This is a genomic window from Pseudomonas californiensis, assembly GCF_021147775.1.
In the GTDB taxonomy this organism is placed as follows: domain Bacteria; phylum Pseudomonadota; class Gammaproteobacteria; order Pseudomonadales; family Pseudomonadaceae; genus Aquipseudomonas; species Aquipseudomonas californiensis.
Window position 1 is genome coordinate 1 of the sequence record NZ_JAGTPK010000096.1, and the last position, 2736, is coordinate 2736.

At 50.1% G+C, this 2736-nt stretch carries 3 protein-coding genes and 1 pseudogene; all 4 read left to right on the plus strand.

The window, feature by feature from the left end:
• Positions 1-98 precede the first annotated feature (98 nt).
• Positions 99-560, plus strand: a pseudogene (gene hopF2 / locus KDX37_RS28935) (type III secretion system effector HopF2); the annotation flags it as partial.
• A gap of 252 nt (positions 561-812) precedes the next feature.
• Positions 813-1607 carry an ADP-ribosyltransferase gene (locus tag KDX37_RS28940; RefSeq protein WP_231656597.1) on the plus strand — a complete coding sequence of 265 codons (795 nt, stop codon included), beginning with the start codon at positions 813-815 and terminating at the stop codon, positions 1605-1607.
• Positions 1608-1995: 388 nt separating this feature from the next.
• On the plus strand, positions 1996-2235 hold the full coding sequence (locus tag KDX37_RS28945; RefSeq protein WP_231656598.1) for a hypothetical protein: 240 nt from the start codon (positions 1996-1998) through the stop codon (positions 2233-2235).
• A 126-nt stretch (positions 2236-2361) separates the two neighbouring features.
• Complete coding sequence (locus KDX37_RS28950) at positions 2362-2556, plus strand: hypothetical protein (protein WP_231656599.1); 195 nt, start codon at positions 2362-2364, stop codon at positions 2554-2556.
• Positions 2557-2736 lie beyond the last annotated feature (180 nt).

Here is a 2736-nt window from a genome sequence, read left to right on the forward strand (position 1 = left end):
CAGCGCTTTGAAATACCGGTCGCCAAGAGAATTTAGGCGCTTGGCAGCAGCATCAATTTAACGGGGAGTTGGTGTCCGGTTTGGTAGGGGCAAGTCCACTGAACATGCATGATCCAATGAGAGTAATGGGACTTGACCATGATACCGAGCTTTTCAGAACGACGGATAGTCGCTATATAAAAAACGATAAACTCGCGGGCAACCCACAATCCATGGCGAGTATCCTTATGCATGAAGAACTGCGCCCCAATCGTTTTGCCAGTCATACAGGTGCCCAACCACACGAAGCAAGGGCGTACGTTCCGAAAAGAATAAAAGCCACCGATCTGGGAGTTCCATCACTGAACGTAATGACTGGCTCGCTAGCGCGAGACGGAATTAGAGCTTATGATCACATGAGTGATAATCAGGTCTCTGTCAAGATGCGACTGGGAGATTTTCTCGAAAGGGGTGGCAAGGTCTATGCCGACGCTTCGTCTATAGCTGACGATGGGGAAACATCACAAGCTCTGATTGTCACATTGCCCAAAGGCCAGAAAGTGCCGGTCGAAAGGGTCTGAATATCGGTGCTCGTCTAAACTGTAGATGAGCATCTCAAGCGTGTCGCAAACGCAGCGTCACAGATGCCTATCCACTTTATGCATGCAACTAGCGGGCTACTCTGCATCGACAGAAAAGTGGGCATCTTCAATGTACGTGGCCTTTTAATATAAAAGGCCATGAGCATTTAACTTGGACAAAACTAACTCAATCACACACATAACAACTGTGATAGACATGACTTTCATAATCAACAACCTCATAGTAGCGCCATGAATATCAATCGACAACTGCCTGTATCAGGCTCGGAGCTATTGTTGACTCCCGACGTGGGAGCATCTTGCCAGGCTTGTTCCGAAAGGCATTATTCTACTGGACAGGATCGGCATGATTTTTACCGTTTTGCTGCCAGACTACATGTGGACGCGCAGTGTTTTGGTCTGTCAATAGACGATTTGATGGATAAGTTTTCTGACAAGCACTTCAGGGCTGAGCATCCTGAATACAGGGATGTCTATCCTGAGGAATGTTCTGCAATTTATATGCATACCGCTCAAGACTATTCTAGTCACCTCGTAAGGGGGGGGATAGGAACGCCGCTGTACCGAGAGGTCAATAATTATCTTCGGCTTCAACATGAGAATTCTGGGCGAGACGCTGGAATTGATAATCACGACGAAAAGCTATCGCCTCACATAAAAATGCTTTCATCTGCACTTAATCGTTTAATGGATGTCGCCGCTTTTAGAGGAACGGTTTATAGAGGCATTCGCGGTGATTTAGATACGATTGCTCGGCTCTACCATCTATTCGATACGGGCGGCCGGTACGTAGAGCCCGCTTTCATGAGTACAACTCGAATAAAGGACAGTGCCCAGGTGTTTGAGCCAGGCACGCCAAACAACATAGCTTTCCAGATAAGCCTAAAAAGAGGCGCCGACATTTCGGGATCTTCCCAAGCGCCCTCAGAGGAAGAAATCATGCTACCCATTATGAGTGAGTTCGTAATTGAACATGCATCCGCTCTTTTCGAAGGAAAGCATTTATTTGTATTAAGTCAGATTTGAGTCCATGAAGGAGGCAGTACGAAAAATGTGCGATGCGCCAGACGCGATTGATGAAAGCGAGTCTGGCCTGCCAGCGATGAATTACGTCAAACACAGAAAATCGTATGCTCCGTCGTAACCGCTCCATGAACCCAAAATTCAAAGCACGAAGCTAATGCCGGATGCTGGGCTCCCGATTCTCTCAGGAGCCCAACCGGATGAAGAAAGCCTGTCCATCGTTGTTCATGCACTGGCATATTTATGGAAATGTCGCTGCACCCACAAGCCCGCCCAGTCCCGGGCTTTGTCAGTAGTACAAGGGCACTTTCGGGCCTCAGATCGTGCGGGGTCAGACCAATGACAACTAAACCGGATTGTTGTACGGGCTGCACCACAAGGAATCCCTACCATGCTGATGATTGATACATCTCCGTGTAACGTCCAGTTGGCCGACATGGATGCTGCCGCACTGGCTTTTGATCAAGCGTCGCAAGCGCTGGCCTTGGCTGAAGAAAATGAGGACGAGCCCGCTTGCGAAGCAGCCCGCGCAGCGGAACACAGGGCGCGCGAGGCCTGGCGAGTGGCCGTCCAGGAAGTAGGCCGCGTTGTGCATATGCTGGTCAAGATGGTCGAGGGACGCTACTCATAACGGGGCCGAGCCAAGACGTGACAAGCTCCCCATCCACCACCAGCTCTACGTACAACGGAAAAGTCCCGGGTGCTCGTAGTCGTGATGGCATGCTGGGTTGGTAAGTAACCAACGGAGGCCGTGGCCATGAGCGCAGCAGCAGAGTTTGAAGCACAGATTGACGGATTACAGGTCAAGGGCTGGGTAGCCAAAGACGGAAGCTCCTACCGGGCGTATGGAGACTTTCGCGGCGAACGAATTGACGTTCGCAGCACTACCTGTAACGACCTGCAATCGAAATGGCATCGACCTGCAATCATAGCGTTTTTCGACCGGGATTGATTGCGTCTATCCGAGCCAGCAAACCGGGATTATTTGCGAATGAACCTGCATTCATCTGATTAGACCTGCAATCGACCGTCATGAACAGGGCAGCCTGCGGCTGCAAATTGTGGGATTTTGAAATCGGTTATCATAGCCGAAATCGAGTCGATACCTCCTCAGCACAGGCTTACACATGGC

Excerpts from the sequence above, each read along its gene's own strand:
- KDX37_RS28940 (WP_231656597.1), top strand. The coding sequence starts at position 813 with ATGAATATCAATCGACAACTGCCTGTATCAGGCTCGGAGCTATTGTTG.
- KDX37_RS28945 (WP_231656598.1), top strand. The coding sequence starts at position 1,996 with ATGCTGATGATTGATACATCTCCGTGTAACGTCCAGTTGGCCGACATG.
- KDX37_RS28950 (WP_231656599.1), top strand. The coding sequence starts at position 2,362 with ATGAGCGCAGCAGCAGAGTTTGAAGCACAGATTGACGGATTACAGGTC.